Origin of the sequence: Salinisphaera sp. G21_0 (assembly GCF_017744115.1) — a bacterium.
GTDB lineage: Bacteria > Pseudomonadota > Gammaproteobacteria > Pseudomonadales > Endozoicomonadaceae > Endozoicomonas.
Genome location: NZ_JAGHQW010000212.1, coordinates 1 through 754 on the forward strand (window position 1 = coordinate 1; position 754 = coordinate 754).

Genomic DNA, 754 nt, shown 5'->3' on the forward strand with positions numbered 1-754 from the left:
GTTGGGGCGGCGGATTTATCATACTGGTGTCGTAGGTTCTGTGAGGCTTTTCTGGCTTTGTCTTTCGTGTTTTCCAAAGTCTCGTCCGGTGTCTTTTCCCTGTGTGTGCCAGGCTCAGGTATCGAACCGTCGCAAGCATTGAACGCTTTCAGCTGATCGCTGGCAAACCGGCCTACAGCCGCCAGGTTGGCAAGATAGCTCAGCAGACTATTGATTTCTGAAGGCATGCCGGAATAGGCTGCTATCGCCCGTCCTGCCAGTGCAGTGAACTGATGGAAATTATTGTTCTGGCCAACAACGCCCCAAAGATCAATGCCAGCAGCAGAGTCCGCAACATCCTGCACTGGCAGGTGGCGGTGGCTATTGAGTGGATCATACAAGGGGTGCAGTGACCGAACAAATGCACTAGCCCCCGATTGGATCACCTCCCACCCTCTCCATCGACCCTCCGGTTCTGTAGTGGGGGTTGTTACAGGTTGCGGGTCGATGGCCATGCCTGCCGGGTTTACGCCTGATTGCCGTATCAAAATCATTACCTCATAATAAAATTGTTTACGGAGATATTAATCCATTGTCTTATAGGGCAAACACAAAGAAGCAAACAGGTCAGTGATGTTTGAGTATTTCTTTTTTCTACATCGGTAAAAGCGTTAATAGGGGTTTGGTAACGGTAGCCAGTTTTATGGCAGTGGTAAGAATAGTTTGAATTACATGGGGCTTTTTTTGCTATGAAAATGCAATTCCCGGACAGCCG

At 49.2% G+C, this 754-nt stretch carries 1 protein-coding gene; it reads right to left on the minus strand.

Annotated elements, in window-relative coordinates:
- Positions 1-527: hypothetical protein (locus J7439_RS25705; RefSeq protein WP_209204902.1), on the minus strand; the 527-nt coding region annotated here is incomplete at its 3' end.
- Between the last annotated feature and the right edge of the window lie 227 nt (positions 528-754).